Below are 16388 nucleotides of genomic sequence, written 5' to 3'. Positions count from 1 at the left end.
GTGTCCCTGGCCTCTACCTGCTACCAAGGGTCGAGCGCAGCATCCAGGCATGCTTCTCGTGCGCCTGCAGGCGCTGGGTCAACAGGTCGGCCGTAGCCTCGTCGCCGGCGTCGTCCGCCGCCGGGAAGGCCTCGCGCAGCGTGCGGATAACCGTTTCGTTGTCGGCCTTCAGCTCGCCGAGCATGGCTTCCCAGTCCTGCTCCGGATCGCCGTCCTTGATGCTGGAGAGGTTGCCGAAGGTGGCGTAGCCCTGAGAGGCCAGCTCACCCAGAGCGCGAATGCGTTCGGCGATGGTGTCGAGCGCCGCCCACTCTTCCTGGTACTGGCCCTCGAGCAGGACATGCAGCGACTGGAAGTTCGGGCCGCGAACATTCCAGTGATAACCGTGGGTTTTCAGATAGAGCGCATAGCTGTCGGCCAGAACCTTGTTGAGCGCGCCGGCGATGTCGCCGCGTTGTTTCGTGCTCAATCCGGTGTTCAGGGCGTCCGCCATGATGATCTCCCGTGTTGCGTGCTCTAGGTAAGCGTGTCCATGCTCTTGGCAAGACATCTTTGCTTGGAGCGGGGATGGAGCACAAAGACGCCCCGATCTTGGCCTCGGACGAACAAGGACGCATTCACGGGCTGATTAGCGCCTGGTTGATCCCTCCGGTTCCCCCGCCGGCGTGGCGATGCGCCGTCGCGTCCCTGATCGGCGTGGCCATGGCGGTCCTGATGCGCATCGCGCTGCTGGGCCTGCATGGCGGCGTGGGCGCGACCCAGCCGTTCTTCCCCGCCATCATGATGGTGACCCTCTACGCCGGCTGGCGCTGGGGTCTGGTCCCCCTCGTCGCGGGCGCCGGCTTCGGCTGGTGGCTGTGGAGCGACCAGGGCGCGGTGCGCATCTCCGAGGACGAGCTGGCCACCATGGTCATCTTCCTGCTGTGCGGTCTGATGGTCGTGGCGGCGGCGGAAGGCCTGCGCGGCGCCATGCGCAGCCTGGCCCGGGCCCGCGAGGAGCGCGCCGACGCCGAGGCCCGGCTGCGCGTCACCCAGACCGCCGCCGGGGTGGGGCCGTGGGACTACGATCTGGTCACCGGTGAGCTCTACCTGTCGCCCGGCGCGCGGCGAAACATGGGCATTCCCGAGGACATCGTCATCGGCCTGAGCGACGTGCCCCGCTACGTCCATCCCGATGACCGGACGATGACCAACGAGCGGATCCGCCGGGCCCTGAAGGACCTCGAGGACTACGAGGTCGAGTACCGGCTGGCCGACGTCAGCCACGGCGAGCGTTGGGTCCACGGGCGCGGCGAGGTGATCCGCGACGAAACCGGCAAGGCCGTGCGGATGATCGGCCTGAACTTCGACGTCACCAACCGCCGCCGCGCCGAGGCCCATGTGCGCGAAAGCGAGGCCCGCTTCCGGACCCTGGCCGACAGCGCCCCGGCCCTGATGTGGGTGTCGCGCCTGGGCGGCGTGCGCGAGTTCATCAACAAGGCCTATGTCGAGTTCGCCGGCCTCGACTACGACGGCGCCCTGACCATGGACTGGCGCACGCGCCTCTTCCCGGAGGACCTGCCCAACATCCTCAAGGCCCAGGTCCAGGGCGAAGCCTCGCGCCAGCCGTTCAGCCTGGAGGGCCGCTATCGCCGCGCCGACGGCGAATGGCGCTGGCTGAAGTCGTTCTCGCAACCGCGCTTCGACCCGGCCGGTGAGTTTGTCGGTTTCATCGGCATGGCCTTCGACACCACCGACGCCAAGCAGGCCGAAGCCAAGCTGACCGGCGTCAACGAACTCTTGGCCGACCGCGTCTCGGCCGCCGTGGCCGAGCGCGACGCCGCCCAGGCGGCCCTGCTGCAGTCCCAGAAGCTGGAGGCCATCGGCCAGCTGACCGGCGGCGTGGCTCACGACTTCAACAACCTGCTGACCGTGATCATCGGCGCCCTGGACGTAGTCGAGCGCCACCCTGAGGACGAGCGCCGACGCGAGCGGATGGTGGGCGCGGCCCTGGCGGCGGCCAAGCGCGGCGAGAAGCTGACCCAGCACCTGCTGGCCTTCGCTCGTCGCCAGCCGCTGAAGCCCGAGGTCTGCCGCGTCGACCGCCTGATCGCCGAGTGCGAAGGGCTGCTGAAGCGCGCCCTGGGCGACGCCTACACCTTCAATCTGCGCCTGGGCGCGGGAGTGCGCGCGACCAAGATCGATGCGGGCCAGTTCGAGGCGGCCCTGCTGAACCTGGTGGTCAACGCCCGCGACGCCACCCCGCCGGGCGGCGAGGTCACCATCGAGTCACGCCCCGTCACCATCAGCAAGAAGCAGGGCGAGCTGGAGCCCGGCAAGTATCTGCGCGTGGCCGTGCGCGACACCGGCATGGGCATGGACGCGGGCACCATCGTCCGGGCGGTCGAACCGTTCTTCACCACCAAGGCGCCCGGCGAGGGCACGGGCCTGGGCCTGTCGCAGGTCTACGGCTTCGCGCGGCAGTCGGGCGGATCGGTCGATATCGAGAGCAAGCCCGGCCAGGGCGCGACGGTGGCCCTGCTGCTGCCCGTGGTCGAGGGCGACACGGCGGCCGACATCGCCCCGCAGGTCGACCACGTCCAGACCCAGGTCCCCTCGCACGTACTGCTGGTGGAAGACGACCCGCAGGTGGCCGAGCTGGTCGACGCCATGCTGCACGACCTGGGACACTCGGTGGTGCGGGCCGGCGGGGTCGATGAGGCCCTGTCACGGCTGGAGCAGGACGCCGGCATCCAGCTGGTGCTCAGCGACGTGATCATGCCGGGCGGACGCAGCGGCGTGGACCTGGCCGAGAAGCTGGCCGCCGACCGTCCTGGCCTGCCGGTGGTGCTGTGCTCGGGCTATACCGGCGGCGACCAGGGCCGTGCGCGGGCGGGCGACTGGCCGTTCATCAGCAAGCCCTTCTCGCTGGAGACCCTGGCCCAGGCGCTTGCGCAGGCGCGCCCGCACTAGCGGACGCGCCCGGCCGAGGCCTAGGTGTAGTGGATATCGACGCTGGCGCCGATACCGACCGTCGGGCTGGTGACGCCGACCAGCTTGATCAGGCCATCGCCGCTGTTCAGGCCCACGGTGGCGTCCTGGTGATAGATGTAGCTGTCGCCATTGTAGGTGAAGACGGCGGTGCCGTTGGCGGCGAGTTGCACGGACACATTGGCCAGCGCCTGCTCGAACGTCGTCGCCGAGCCCGCGCTGAGGTTGGTCACCACGGACGTGATGGCCGCGCCCAGATTGACCTGGTCCACGCTCTTCACGAAGTCGGTAATCACCGCCATCGTGGTGATCTTGCCGCCGTCCAGCGTCAGGTTCGAGAACCGCGGCGAGGCGAAGCCGTCCTGGTACAGACTGAAGACGTCGGAACCCGCGCCCAGGGTGTAGACCCCGCTCGCCTGGCCCCGCAGATCCACCGCGATCGTGTCGTTGAAGCCCGACAGCACGGCGGTGGTGCCGTTGTTGACCGTCGCCGAGCCGATCTTGGTGATGTCCACGCCGGCCGAGGCCGAGGCGTCCAGGTTGAAGGTGGTGAAGCCGGCCGTCAGGCGACCGATGCCGGTGATGACCACCGACCCGCCGCCGGTGATCGACTGCAGGGCGCTGTTGCTCTGGACATTGAGGATCAGGGGACCGTCGTCGCTGCCCACGGCCAGGGTCGTCGGCGTCGCACCGCCGTTGGAGACCCCGTCGAGCCGGACCGTCACCGACTTGGCGCCGACCAGGGTGGAACTGGAGCCGCTGAAGATCAGGTCCGTGTGGTAGTTAGCGACCACAGCGCCGCTGCTGACGCCGTTCAGCTCGAACGCGACGCCGTCGGCGATGTCGGTCACCGTCGCCGCCGTCTTGACCGTGATGTCCTTCAGCCCCGCCCAGCCGCTGGTCGGGATGCCGCCGAACGTGATGGTCGCGCCGCTGATGATCACGTGCTCGACATTGCTGATCCGGGGGTTCAGCACCGAGTCCGTGTTGAAGGCGATCGTGGCCGTGTCCTCGCCCGCGCCGCCGTCGATCACCGCGCCGTCGGCCATCCGGCCCACGGTGATGGTGTCGTTGCCCGCGCCGGCCGAGATCGTGCCGTTCGGCTGCCCGCCCTGGACCACCGTCGAGGCGGCAAGGACGCCGACGCTGATGATGTCGTTGCCGATCCCGGAGTCGATATAGCCCGCGAAGCCGCCGGTGAAGGTGATCCGGTCATGGCCGTCGCCGGTGGAGATCAGCTGGGCCGCGTTGCTGTCGACGCCGGCGATCGTGTCGCTGCCCGTCGTCGCCCGCAGCTCGGGCGCCGAGGCGCTGAGCGAGACGCTCTGGTCGATCGCCGCCGTGATCGAGGCGCCGTTCGGATAGGTCGCCTGCGCGCCGTAGACCCCTAGCAGGTCGACATTGTAGTTGGCCTCGCCATCGATGCTGAGGTCGGCCAGGAAGGCCTGGTTGGCGGCGGCGTAGACACCGATCCCGCTCTTGGCGCCTTCGGCCAGCAGCCAGCCGACCATGGCCGCCTTGGTGCCCTGGCCGTTGAGGCCGTCACCGCCATAGGAGGCGAAGTATTCGGCGCGGGTGAAGGTCCCGCCCTTGCCGTTCGGGACCAGCTCGTTCAGCAAGGTGCTGACCTTGCTGGCCTCGGGGGCGAAGCCGAAGATCTCGGTATAGGCCTTGGTCATCGCCGTGTTGAGATCCAGCGCCCCATAGGCCGCCGTGAAGCGCGCCGAACCGGCGCCGCCCTTGCCCAGGGCCACCGCGAAGTTGATGTAGCGGTTCTCGGCCGAGAACGTCGCGTAATAGGCCGAGTTCAGGTTGGTGACGTTGCCGCCGACCGGCGACACCAGATAGTCGAAGCCGCCGGCGGTCGGGGTGACGCCGACGAAGAAGTAGTAAGCCAGGGACGCCACCGAAGTGGTGTTGTAGGCCATCTTGGCCACCATGGCGCGCGCCTCGGTCAAGGTCAGGGCCGACGTGTCGACACTGTTTGCGAGGGCTTGGAGGGCGAGATTGTCGGTGGCGGAAATGTCCGCGTACCGGATGCGGGCGACGTCGCTGTAGGTCGTCCGCAGGACTTGAAGCGTGGCCATTTTGCTACCCTAAAGAGCGTTGAACAGCCCTCTAACGCCGGACTCGCGAAATGGTGCGGCTAGGCGGTGCAATAGAACCAACACGCCATCGTGAACGTGGCAGAGCTTCGCCCCGGGATTTCGGCCAAAGAAAAGGGCCGGCCCCTTGCGGAGCCGGCCCTCTCAACTCACCCGAAGGTGGGTCGAACTAGTACTCGAAGCGCACGCCCACCTTGAACGTACGGCCGACCAGGCCGGCGTAGTGGTAGGTGGTCAGGAAGTTCGGAGCCGAGGCGTAAGCGCCCGGCGCGATCGGGGCCCTCTTGTCGAAGACGTTGCCGACGTTGGCGTACAGTTGCACGCCTTCCTTCACTTCCGCCGTGGCGTTCATGTCCACGTTGATGAAGCGCTTGATGTTGCAGAACTTGCCGGCCACGGCGGCGTTGCCGGTGCCGTACGGGTTGCCCGCCGTGCACTCGCTGCTGCCGTTGGTGTCCGGAGCCACCGACTTGATGCTGCCGACATAGTAGGCGGTCGCCGACAGGGTGTACTTCTCACCGAAGGCGAGCGTGTTCTGCCAGTTGCCCTTCCAGTCCGGCGTACCGTTGCCCGACGACAGGTCGTACGGACCCAGCGTGCCGGCGTACTTCTGCACTTCCGTACCGGTGTGCAGGTCGTACTTCAGCAGGTGGGTGACCTCGACGCGGCTGGTCCACTTGATGTTGTCCGTCAGGTTGAACTTGCCGGTGGCCGCGAAGTCCACGCCGGCCGTGATCGCGTAGTTGGCGTTCACGTACGGGACGTTGATGATCAGAACGCGCGGTTGCGCGGTCGGGAACAGCGGATCGGGCGCGTCGACGACGTTGCACGAGTAACCAGCGCCGACGGCGGCGACAGCGGCGCAGCCAGCCGTTTGGTTGCCGGCGGCGTAGTAGGCGGCCACGGCCTTGGAGATGTCCGGGCCCGAGGTGATCAGGTCAGACTTCTTGACGTTGTAATAGTCGACGGTCATCGACAGCCAACGGGTCGGCTCGACGATCGTACCCAGCGTGAAGCTGCGCGAGGTTTCCGGCTTCAGGTTCGGGTTGCCGGCCACGCCGCGGCCGAGGCTGTAGGCCTGGGCGTACGGGTTGGTCGAACCACCGTGAGCGGTCTGGAAGGGGACCGGCGGGGTCGTGGTGACGAAGCCGGCATATTGCGAGCGCGGGCCCGATTCAGCGAAGGTCGGCGCGCGGAAGCCCTTGGAGAAGGTGCCGCGGAAAGCCAGTTGCTTCATCGGGGTGAACTTCGCGCCGAACTTCGGCGAGAAGTGGCTGAAGCCTTCCGAGTAGTCGTCGTAACGGCCCGACACGTTCAGTTCGAGCGTGTCCATGACCGGGGCGGCGACTTCGAAGAAGACGGCCTTGACGGTGTGCTTGCCGAACGCCGAGGCGGTCGACAGGGTCCAGGTGTCCAGGCGGGCGTTCTGGTTGTTGTTTTCCAGGACTTCCTTGCGGATCTGACCGCCAACGGCCAGCTGCATGTCACCACCCGGCAGGGTCCACAGCGACTTGGTGATCGAGCCGTCCAGCGACATGACCGACGAGTGCGACGGCGTGACGAGGTCGGGCGAGATCGAGTTGCGGACCGCTTGGGTGTTCTTCGACGGATCGACGAAGTTGTAAGCGCCGGTGTTGATGGCCTTCAGGGTGTTGGCGATGTTCAGGTAGCCGAACTGGGTCAGGCGCAGGTTGTCGCGAGCGCCGACGCCCTCGATCCGCCAGTTCCAGTCGTCGCCGAACGAACCGTTGAACCCGAAGGTGCCGCGGATGACTTCGTTCTTGCGGTTGCTGCCCGAGTGCAGGTCGCCGAACAGGTAGTAGATACGCGCGGCGCCGTTGGCCGGGTCAGCGGCGAAGGCGGCGGCGAACGGGTTGTTCGGGTTCAGGGTGCGGGTCGGATCCGTGGCGCAGTTCACACCGGCGGCGCAGATGTAGACCGGCAGCACGATGCCCGGGTTCGACGAGGCCAGCGACGGCGCGCCGCCGAAGGGCTGCGTGGCGCGCAGGGCGCGCGGCGCGCTGATGATGTCGACTTCCGACATCGAGTAGCTGCCCGTGGCGTAGGCTTCGACGTTTTCGCTCAGACGGGCGCTCAGGCGACCGTTGAAGGCGTAGCGCTTCTGCTTCGGCGCGATCTGGCTGTAGGAGTCGACCAGGTTCCACTTACAACCCGTGCCGTTGGCGGCGGCCGATACCTGGGTATAGGTGCCGTTGGCGCAGTTCAGGTTCAGCGACTGGTAGTTGACGGTCAGCGGGGAGCCGACCTTGCCCGCGAGCGGGTTGTTCAGGTCCGACTGGCTGACGCGGGTCACGACGGCGTTCGGCGTGGCGGTGGTCAGGGCTTGGTCGGCGGTGTTGTTGTCCAGGCCGCCAATCGAGAGCAGGTCCTGGGTGTTGTACGGGAAGCCGCGGCTGTGGTTCGTGACCCGGCCGTTGGTTTGATACTCGGCGTTCACGTAGACGTTCCAGCCGGTCTCGGCGTAGTCGCCGTAGCCCAGCGTGATGTCGGCGCGACGGCTCTCGGCGTCGCCGCGATCGCTTTCACCGGCTTCCGCGCTGCCCTTAACGCCGACGAATTGCTTCTTCAGCTTCAGGTTCACGACGCCGCCGATGGCGTCAGCGCCGTACGACGACGACGCGCCGTCCTTCAGCACTTCGATGCGGTCGATCAGGCTGAACGGGATCGAGTTCAGGTCGACATAGGCGTTGTGGCCGTCGTCGTTGATCGGGAAGTTGGTCGAACGCAGGCCGTCGACCAGGACCAGCGTCGACGAGACGCCCAGGCCGCGCAGCGACACGGCCGAACCACCGGCCGAGAAGCCGCTCTGGAAGCCGGTGCCGATCGAGCCGGCGCCGTCGGCCGAGATCGAGCGGATGGCGTCCGAGGCGGTCGTAATGCCGGCGTGGGCCAGCGTTTCCGACGTCATCACCGTGACCGGCGACGGGGTTTCGGTGTCGGTGCGGCGGAACAGCGAACCGGTGACGACAATTTCCTCAACTTGCGTCTGGTCGGCGTTCTGGGCAGCGGGGGCCGTCTGCGCGGCGGCTTGGCCGGCGCCAAGCATGGCCACGGCGGCGCCGCAGATCATGGAGGAAGCGAGCAGGCGCTCCCGGATGGACTTCGTATTCAAGGTATACTCCCCAGCGTCTCTGCGCCGCGCATGCGTACATGCACGGGTTCCGGACTCTCGGAATGGAGCCCGGCTGCGGGGGAGCTACGGACTTAAACGATCTCAGGTCAACGAACATTGCGAGGTTGAAATACGACGCCAAAAGCCTGTCGCAATAAAGTCACAGCCTTACAAACTCGTAATGAGGACACCCGCCGAACCTTCTGATAAAAGAACGAAGATCAGTTCACTACTTCCAATAATATAATTTCATATAAGATATTGAAATTCGATGCATCGAAGCGCCTGATTTTTACTTGTACACCAAATACTGTACATTTAGGGCGTCGTAAAACGCTCATAGCATTCCGCGCATCCGCCACGGTGGCGGAATTTTTCTTCCACATTACGGATATGTAAGCCCAAAACCTCGCGACTTCCCCGCTGGTCTTGGCAAGCGCCGACCGCTGCGACGGGTCGCCGCACCCTGACGCCCCCACCCCGCCCGTCACGGGCCGCCTCAGAAAATGGCGCCATGCTTTCAGATTAAGCCGGTTTGCATTCCGGCGCGGACGGGCTATATGTGTCACAACGGTTTTGCTCACTTTCAGCATAACCCCTGCGTCGGACCGCCCGAAGGGAACACCTGCAAGGCTCCGGCGTTTTTTGAGGCCCTGGAAATGCTCACTTTGAGCATAACGGAGAATCAGATGGCCGACGGTTTTGCGGCGCCGCTCGAGTTCACCGCCCAAGTCGAGGCGGAGACCGACGGAATCTGGGACAAGGTCAAGCACCACGTCACCCCGATGGAGTGGCGCGTACAGGCGCCGCTGATCGCCGAGATCAATCGGATCAAGCGCGAGAAGAACGCCGCGATCCTGGCCCACAACTACATGACGCCGGACATCTTCCACGGCGTGGGCGATTTCGTGGGCGACAGCCTGGCCCTGGCCAAGGAAGCCGCCAAGTCGGACGCCAAGATCATCGTCCAGGCCGGCGTGCACTTCATGGCCGAGACCAGCAAGGTCCTCTCGCCCGAAAAGAAGATCCTGATCCCGGACCTCAAGGCCGGCTGCAGCCTGGCGTCTTCGATCACCGGCGCCGACGTGCGGCTAATCAAGCAGCGCTATCCGGGCATCCCGGTGGTCACCTACGTCAACACCACCGCCGACGTGAAGGCCGAGACCGACATCTGCTGCACCAGCGCCAATGCGGTGCAGGTGGTGGAGTGGGCCGCCAAGGAATGGGGCGTCGACAAAGTCATCCTGATCCCCGACGAGTTCCTGGCCCGCAACGTCGCGCGCCAGACCGACGTCAAGATCATCGCCTGGGCGGGCCATTGCGAAGTCCACAAGCGCTTCAGCGTCAGCGACATCGCCGACATGCGCGCGGCCTGGCCGGGCGCGGAAGTCCTGGCCCACCCCGAGTGCCCGGCCGAGATCCTGGAAGCCGCCGACTTCGCGGGCTCCACGGCGGCGATGAACGACTATGTCGCCGAGCGGAAGCCGGCCCAGGTGGTGCTGATCACCGAGTGCTCGATGGCCAGCAACGTCCAGGCCGAAAGCCCGGCGACCCAGTTCATCGGCCCCTGCAACATGTGCCCGCACATGAAGCGCATCACGCTGAAGAACATCTACGACGCCCTGGTCCACGAGCAGTACGAGGTCACGGTCGACGCCGACGTCCTCGACCGCGCGCGCCTGGCGGTGCAGCGCATGATCGACCTGCCGCCGCCGGCCAGCCCGGCCCGGTACGACCTCGTGAAGGCGCGGCATCACGTGGATGTGGAGCTGATCTAAAGAGCTCCCTTCCCCCTCGATGGGGGAAGGGTTGGGGATGGGGGTGACGCGGCCGATCCGCTTCCACCGTCCTTCCCGGACTTTCTCGATGAGGCTGGACAGCCGTGTTCACCCCATCCCCGGCCCCTCCCCATCAAGGGGAAGGGAGTGGAGCGTAGAATGATCGAGCGTATCGCCTTCGACGGCCCCGTCATCCTCGGCGCTGGCCTTGCCGGCCTCACCGCCGCCCTGGCGGCTGAGAAGGCTCTCGTCCTGTCGCCGACGCCGCTGGCGACCGGCTGCTCCAGCGCCTGGGCGCAGGGCGGCATGGCCGCCGCGCTGGCCGGCGATGACTCGCCCGAGCTGCACGCGGCCGACACCATCGCCGCCGGCGCGGGCCTCTGCGATCCCGAAGCCGTTGAACTGCTGACACGCGAAGGTCCGCAGGCCGTCCGTGACCTCGCCGCCCTCGGCGCCCCGTTCGACCGCAAGACCGGCGGCGAATTCGTCCTCAGCCTCGAGGCCGCCCACGCCAAGGCGCGGGTCGCCCGGGTCGGCGGCGACGGGGCCGGCGCGGCGATCATGGCGGCCGTCATCGCGACCGTCCGCGCGACGCCGAGCATCGAGATCCGCGAGAACGCCCGCGCTCGTCGCCTGCTGCAGGACAAGACCGGCCGCGTCGTCGGGGTCCTGGCCGAGATCGACGGCGAACTCGTGGAGATCCGCAGCCACAGCGTGATCCTGGCCACCGGCGGCGTCGGCGGTCTCTATGCCGTCACCACCACCCCCGCCCAGGTGCGCGGCGAGGGCCTGGGCCTGGCCGCTCTCGCCGGCGCCACCATCGCCGATCCGGAGTTCGTGCAGTTCCACCCCACGGCCATCGACATCGGCCGCGATCCTGCCCCGCTGGCCACCGAGGCCCTGCGCGGCGAAGGCTCGATCCTGCGTAATACCGATGGCCGCGCCTTCATGGCCGACTACCACCCGGCCAAGGAGCTGGCGCCGCGTGACGTCGTCGCCCGCGCCATCCACGCCGAGCGCGCCGCCGGCCGAGGCGCCTTCCTCGACGCCACGACGGCGGTCGGCGCCCACTTCCCGCACGAGTTCCCCGCCGTGTTCGAGGCCTGCCGCAGTGGCGGGATCGATCCGCGCCGCGAGATGATCCCGGTCGTCCCGGCCGTGCACTATCACATGGGCGGGGTCGCCACCGACCTCGACGGCCGCGCCAGCCTGCCGGGCCTCTATGCCGCCGGCGAGTGCGCCTCGACGGGCGTGCAGGGCGCCAACCGCCTGGCCTCCAACAGCCTCTTGGAAGCGGCCGTGTTCGGCGCCCGCGCCGGCCATGCGGCGGCGGCTGAAGGCCAGGTCGGCGGCGAGCCGGTCAGCCTGACGCCCCTACCCGACCTGCCGGACGCCACGCTGCAGGTCCTGCGCCGAGCGATGAGCCGTGACGCCGGGGTGATCCGCGACAAGGCGGGCCTGACCCGCCTCTCGGAACAGATCGCCGCCCTGGAGCCAGCTTTCGGTCCCTGCCCGACCCTGGTCGCCGCGCGGCTGATCGTCGACAGCGCCCTGGCCCGCCAGGAAAGCCGGGGTGGTCACTTCCGCAGCGACTTCCCCGCCACGGCCGAGCCGGTCCGCACCTTCGTCACGCTGGAGGCGGCCGGCGCGCTGCGCCGCCAAGCCGCGTGAGATCAGGCGGCTTGAAGACGCCGGCTACGCTTCATCCAGGCGGCGACCTTCAGGGTCACGGCCAGGGCGATCAGCGCCAGGGCCGGGATCGCCAGCATCGGCTTGGTCATCAGCCGGCCGACATAGCTGTTGGTGAAGACCAGCAGGATGCCGATGCCACCGACCATGTGCAGCAGCTTCCAGCGCGCCGGGCCCAGCGCCTTGATCGCGGCGTTGTTGGACGTCGCCGCCATGGCCGCGATCAGCACATAGACGAAGCCGCCGCCATAGATGCTGACCGGGTTCAGCTGATGCCGGAACACGAACGCCACGATCACGATGAAGCCCAGGTGGACGAAATGCGCCGCCGCGAACGACAGGCCCACCGCGCGTCGGCGGCGCAACAGCGTCGTGCGCCAGCCGCCCGGGAACAGGGTCGCGATCGCCGAGGCGCTCCAGGCCAGCAGGAAGATCGGGAACGCGAACCGCGCCGTCAGCCGCGTGGCCATCAGCGCGCCCTCGTGGTTCCAGCCACCGGCGCTCATGAAGCCCAGGCCGCCGACGGCCAGGGCCGCCACGGTCGCGCCCAGGACGATCATTGGGGTCGAAAGCTTCATCGCGTCACCTCCCCTGCAGCGCGTGTTCGCGCTTGTCATACCGACAGTATGATCGTCATACCATGAGTATGCCGTCAAGCCCCCCGCCTCTCACGAACCGCCAGCGCCTGGTCGCCGAGGCGCGCCGCCTGTTCGCCGACAGGGGGTTCGAGGGGGTTTCGGTCGACGACATCGCCGCCGCGGCGGGCCTGACCAAGGGCGCGGTCTACTACCAGTTCAAGGACAAGACCGACCTGTTCCGCGCCGCCTGCGAGGCGGTGCTGGCCGATGTCCGCGACCGCGTCGAGACCGCCAGCATGGGCCAGTCGGCCCATCACCTGGACGAGATCGTCATCGGCGCCGACCGCCTGTACGACGCCTATGACGCGCCGGACGCGCGTCGTCTGCTGCTGGTCGACGGCCTGACCGTGCTGGGCGTCGACGGCTGGACGGCGATGCAGGAGCCGGTGGGCGTCGGCCTGATCGCCCACGCCCTGGAGCACCTGGCCGACGAGAAGCTGATCGAGCCCGACGTCGTGCCGGCCCTGGCCCACCTGATGTTCGGGGCCTTCGTGCAAGGCGTGCTGCGCATCGCCGCCGCCGCCGATCCGCAGGCCGCCGGCGTCGAGGTGCGGCGGGCGACCAAGACCCTCACCCAAGCTCTGCTGTCGGGCGCCGGCGCGCCCCTGAAGGAAACCCAATGGCTGCCGCTTCCGTGACCCCGCTGGCTGACTTGCTGGTCCGCCCGATCGTCGACCTCGCCTTGGCCGAAGACCTGGGCCGCGCGGGCGACATCACCGGCGAGGCCTGCATCGACCCGGACGCGCGCCTGTCGGTGGTCTGGGCCAGCCGCCAGGACGGCCGGGTCTCGGGCCTGTCGTGCGCGCGGCTGTCGCTGGCGGCGCTGGACCCGAGCGCGTCCTTCGAGGTGGTGACCCCTGACGGCTCGGACGTGCTGCCGGGCACCGTCCTGGCCCGCGCCGAGGGCAACGCCCGCGCCGTGCTGATCGCCGAGCGCACGGGCCTGAACCTGCTGGGCCGCCTGTCGGGCATCGCCACCCTGACCCGGGCCTATGTCCGCCTGGTCGAGGGCACCGGCGCGACCATCGTCGACACCCGCAAGACCACGCCGGGCCTGCGCGCCCTGGAGAAATACGCCGTCCGCTGCGGCGGCGGGGTCAATCATCGCTTCGGCCTGGATGACGCCATCCTGATCAAGGACAACCACGTCGTCGCCTGCGGCGGCGTCGGCGAAGCCGTCCGCCGGGCGCGGGCCCATGCCGGCCACCTGGTGAAGGTCGAGGTCGAGGTCGACGGCCTGGACCAGCTGGAAGAGGCGCTGAAACACGGGCCAGAAGTCGTGATGCTGGACAATTTCAGCCTCGACGACCTGCGGACGGCGGTGAGCCTGGCCAAGGGGCGGGCGGTGATCGAGGCCTCGGGCGGGGTGAACCTGGCCACCGTGCGGGCCATCGCGGAGACGGGCGTCGACGTAATCAGCGTCGGGGCGCTGACGCATTCGGCGCCGGTGCTCGATATTGGCCTCGACGCCATCTAGCGGCAAGGCGAGCTCCCTCTCTCTTTTGAGAGAGGGTTGGGGTGAGTGGTTACGAGGCTCGACGGCGTGCCGGCACTCCGGTTGGCGCTGTAACCTCTCACCCTCCCACCGCTACGCGGCGGGCCCCTTCCTCTCTCTCAGAGAGAGGGGTTTTCCGCGCTAGAAAACCTGCATCAGCTCCCGCACCACCATCGCGCCGAGCACGCCGGTGGAGATGACGAACAGCAGGAACCGCACCGCCACCAGGTTCACGCTCACCTGCAGCAGGCTGTGCAGCACGCGCACGGCGACATAGACCCAGGCCAAGTGCACGGCCATGCCGTCGGTGTGTCCGGCGACCTGGATGGCCAGGGCCGCCGCGTAGAAGATCGTCGGCTGCTCCATCAGGTGGTTGTAGTTGTCGGCCGCCTGGCGCGCGCCGTCGGGCAGCTTGTCCAGCGAGCCCGGGAACCGCGCATCCTGCGGCTTGATCCCGGCCTTCTGCATCGCCGGGATCCGCTGGATGTACATCCAGACCCAGATCACCAGCGACCACGCCACCAGCGCCATCACCGGCGCGATCATCGAACTTGGCATCGAACTTTGCAAACGTCCCTCCCCAGGAATCTTGGTTTTTGCCTGGGAAGAAAAGCAGAGAACGTGGGTATCGGAAATGGTGACGCTTGGGGAAGGTGGATGAGCAGGGCTGCCAAGCCACCTAACAAATACATCCGTCATTCCCGCCCTTGTGGCGGGAACCCCTGGTTCAGCTGACACGTGAAGCGCAAGCGAACCGCCAGCGGTTCGCCTCTGCCGCACCCGCGGCGGACAGAGGGGTTCCCGCCACGAGGGCGGGAATGACGGTGGTTTATGTGGGAGCTAGTTCCCCCGATCCCGGAACGGATCGGCCGGATACACCCCCAGGATCTCGAACTTCTCCGAGAAGAACTTCAGCTCGTCGAACGCCAAGGCCAGGCTGCGGTCCTCGGGCCGCCCGTCGACCTCGGCGTAGAAGAAGGTGGCGGTGAAGGCGCCGTCCTCCATGTAGCTTTCCAGCTTGGTCATGTTGACGCCGTTGGTCGCGAAGCCGCCCATCGCCTTGTAGAGGGCGGCCGGCAGGTTGCGAACCTTGAACACGAAGCTGGTCACGCAGCGGTGGGTGAACGGCGGCGGCGCGGGGGCGGTGTCGGCCGTCATCACCAGGAAGCGCGTGGTGTTGTGGCGCTCGTCCTCGATGTCGCTGGCCAGGATGTCGAGGCCGTAGATCTCGGCGGCCAGGGCCGGGGCCACCGCGCCGCGCGTCGGCTCGGGCTTCAGGGCCAGGGCCTTGGCCGCGCCGGCGGTGTCGCCCGCGCCCTCGGTCGCCACGCCCAGCTTGCGCAGGCTGTTGCGGCACTGGGCCAGGGCGATCGGCATCGAGGCCACCAGCTTGATGTCGGCCAGCTTGACGCCCTTGTTGGCCATCAGCTGGAAGCGGATCGGCTTGAAGCGCTCGCCGATGATCTTCAGGCCCGAGGCCGGCAGCAGGTGGTGGACGTCGGCGACCCGGCCGGCGATCGAGTTCTCGATCGGGATCATGCCCAACTGGCAGACACCGGACTTGATGGCCTCGAACGCCTCCTGGAACGTGGCGCAGGGATAGGCCTCGTACTCCGGGAAATAGGTGCGGCAGGCCTCATGGCTGTTGGCGCCGGGCTCGCCCTGGAAGGCGATCTTCTTGAGGATGCTCATGCGGTTTCCTGGGCCTGCTTGCGGGCCGCTTCGAGGTCGGAAGGGTTGTCGACGGAGATGGGGGCTTCGGCGGCCACGGCGGCGCGGATGGTCAGGCCCAGCTCCATGGCGCGCAGCTGCTCCAGCTTCTCACGCTTTTCGAGGGCCGAGGGGGCGGCGTCGTTGAACACCACCAGCGCCTCGCGGCGATAGCCGTAGATGCCGATGTGGCGCCAGACCGGCGCGTCGCCATAGAGCGTCGAGCGGGTGAAATAGAGCGCGCGACCGCTTTGGCCGTCGTCCTCCATGGCCAGCACGGCTTTCACGACATCCGGATTCGTCCGGTCGGCCGGCGAGGCCTCAGGCGCGACGACGGTGGCGATGTCGGCGTCGTCGAACTCCTTAAGTATCCGAGCGCAGTCGCTCAGCACCGCCGGGTCGACGAAGGGCATGTCGCCCTGCAGATTGATGACCACGTCGTGCTCGAAGCCCGGATCGAGCTCTGCCAGCGCGGCCAGGATGCGGTCCGAGCCGGAGGGCAGTTCGGGGTCGGTCAGCACCGCCACGCCGCCAGCGGCCCGCACGGCCTCGACGATTTCGGGATCGCCGGCGGCGACGGCCACCGGGCCGATGTTCGCCGCCAGGGCCTGGTTCAGAACCCGGACGATCATCGGGACACCGCCGATATCGGCCAGCGGCTTGCCCGGCAGGCGGGTCGCGGCCATCCGCGCGGGGATCAGGACGATCGGGTTCATCAACGGTTCTGGGCCTCAAATCTTTGCGGACCGGTTGCGCGAGGGGCGGTAGCGTGTAAGAGACGCGAGCGCAACATGACGCGCGTTGCGGACTCGTCCTGACGATTCCGCCGTGCTGGTTTCAAGCCCGCCCTGGGGTGGGCCGACAAGAGGC

At 67.7% G+C, this 16388-nt stretch carries 12 protein-coding genes and 1 pseudogene; 5 read left to right on the top strand and 8 right to left on the bottom strand.

Annotated elements, in window-relative coordinates; translation table 11 throughout:
* Positions 1-13: 13 nt before the first annotated feature.
* Complete coding sequence (locus tag AC07NN_RS03810; protein WP_494637799.1) at positions 14-493, bottom strand: Dps family protein; 480 nt, start codon at positions 491-493, stop codon at positions 14-16.
* Positions 494-552: 59 nt separating this feature from the next.
* On the opposite strand from AC07NN_RS03810, the gene AC07NN_RS03805 reads away from it, so the two are divergent.
* Positions 553-2952 carry a hybrid sensor histidine kinase/response regulator gene (locus tag AC07NN_RS03805; protein WP_494637798.1) on the top strand — a complete coding sequence of 800 codons (2400 nt, stop codon included), beginning with the start codon at positions 553-555 and terminating at the stop codon, positions 2950-2952.
* Between the two features lie 20 nt (positions 2953-2972).
* Here the strand turns inward: AC07NN_RS03805 and AC07NN_RS03800 are convergent, their stop codons facing one another.
* Positions 2973-5057: a hypothetical protein gene (locus AC07NN_RS03800; protein WP_494637797.1), complete on the bottom strand. Its 2085-nt coding sequence runs from the start codon at positions 5055-5057 to the stop codon at positions 2973-2975.
* Between the two features lie 187 nt (positions 5058-5244).
* Positions 5245-8208, bottom strand: a complete 2964-nt coding sequence (locus AC07NN_RS03795) for a TonB-dependent receptor plug domain-containing protein (RefSeq protein WP_494637796.1) — start codon at positions 8206-8208, stop codon at positions 5245-5247.
* Positions 8209-8897: 689 nt separating this feature from the next.
* Here AC07NN_RS03795 and nadA point away from each other — a divergent pair.
* Positions 8898-9986, top strand: a complete 1089-nt coding sequence (gene nadA / locus AC07NN_RS03790) for a quinolinate synthase NadA (RefSeq protein ID WP_494637795.1) — start codon at positions 8898-8900, stop codon at positions 9984-9986.
* A gap of 159 nt (positions 9987-10145) precedes the next feature.
* A complete protein-coding gene (locus tag AC07NN_RS03785; protein ID WP_494637794.1) occupies positions 10146-11657 on the top strand; it encodes an L-aspartate oxidase in 1512 nt (503 codons plus the stop codon).
* A 2-nt stretch (positions 11658-11659) separates the two neighbouring features.
* On the opposite strand, the gene AC07NN_RS03780 is transcribed toward AC07NN_RS03785, so the two are convergent.
* Positions 11660-12253, bottom strand: coding sequence for a hypothetical protein (locus AC07NN_RS03780; protein ID WP_494637793.1), 594 nt, complete (start codon positions 12251-12253; stop codon positions 11660-11662).
* A gap of 62 nt (positions 12254-12315) precedes the next feature.
* Between AC07NN_RS03780 and AC07NN_RS03775 the strand changes: the two genes are divergently transcribed.
* Together AC07NN_RS03775 and nadC are read left to right on the top strand one after the other, a co-directional pair.
* Entirely contained in the window at positions 12316-12951 is a 636-nt protein-coding gene (locus tag AC07NN_RS03775; RefSeq protein ID WP_494637792.1) for a TetR/AcrR family transcriptional regulator, read from the top strand.
* Positions 12933-13790 carry a carboxylating nicotinate-nucleotide diphosphorylase gene (nadC, locus tag AC07NN_RS03770; RefSeq protein WP_494637791.1) on the top strand — a complete coding sequence of 286 codons (858 nt, stop codon included), beginning with the start codon at positions 12933-12935 and terminating at the stop codon, positions 13788-13790. The genes AC07NN_RS03775 and nadC overlap by 19 nt, the downstream gene beginning before the upstream one ends.
* 159 nt (positions 13791-13949) lie before the next feature.
* Here nadC and AC07NN_RS03765 read toward each other — a convergent pair whose 3' ends face one another.
* The 4 genes and pseudogenes from AC07NN_RS03765 to AC07NN_RS03750 form a co-directional block, all read right to left on the bottom strand.
* A complete protein-coding gene (locus AC07NN_RS03765) occupies positions 13950-14366 on the bottom strand; it encodes an MAPEG family protein (protein ID WP_494637790.1) in 417 nt (138 codons plus the stop codon).
* Between the two features lie 135 nt (positions 14367-14501).
* Positions 14502-14633: pseudogene (locus tag AC07NN_RS03760) on the bottom strand (hypothetical protein); the annotation flags it as partial.
* Positions 14634-14648: 15 nt separating this feature from the next.
* Entirely contained in the window at positions 14649-15500 is an 852-nt protein-coding gene (locus AC07NN_RS03755; protein WP_494637789.1) for a prephenate dehydratase, read from the bottom strand.
* Positions 15497-16234, bottom strand: a complete 738-nt coding sequence (locus AC07NN_RS03750; protein WP_494637788.1) for a 3-deoxy-manno-octulosonate cytidylyltransferase — start codon at positions 16232-16234, stop codon at positions 15497-15499. The genes AC07NN_RS03755 and AC07NN_RS03750 overlap by 4 nt, the downstream gene beginning before the upstream one ends.
* Between the last annotated feature and the right edge of the window lie 154 nt (positions 16235-16388).

Source organism: Caulobacter sp. GW821-FHT09H08, assembly GCF_059415885.1.
The sequence above is the reverse complement of the archived record's forward strand: the minus strand, read 5'-3'. Positions and strand labels throughout refer to the sequence as shown.